At 71.5% G+C, this 361-nt stretch carries 1 protein-coding gene; it reads left to right on the top strand.

Annotation, left to right across the window (positions count from 1 at the left end; all coding sequences use genetic code 11):
* A partial coding sequence (locus Q7A36_RS41140; RefSeq protein WP_305109532.1) for a transposase occupies window positions 1–361 on the top strand: 361 nt, incomplete at both ends.

Consider the following 361-nt stretch of genomic DNA (forward strand, 5'->3'; position numbering starts at 1 on the left):
GGCGGATGATGGAGCTCGAGGTGCAGGCCTGTACCGGGGCGGCACACGGGGTGCGGGATCCGGGCCGGCAGGTGCAGCGCAACGGCTACCGTGAGCGGGCCTGGGAGACCAGGGCGGGGCGGATCGAGCTGGCGATCCCGCGGCTGCGCCGGGGCTCCTACTTTCCGTCCTTCCTGGAGCCTCGGCGGACGGCGGAGAAGGCGCTGACCGCGGTCATTCAGGAGGCCTACATCCACGGTGTCTCCACCCGGGCGGTGGACGACCTGGTCAAGGCGATGGGCGGGGCGGGCATCTCCAAGAGCGAGGTGAGCCGCCTGATCGAGGAGATCGACGGCCGGGTGAACGCCTTCCTGACGCGCCC

The sequence above is a fragment of the Paracraurococcus lichenis genome (genome assembly GCF_030657435.1).
Lineage (GTDB): Bacteria > Pseudomonadota > Alphaproteobacteria > Acetobacterales > Acetobacteraceae > Paracraurococcus > Paracraurococcus lichenis.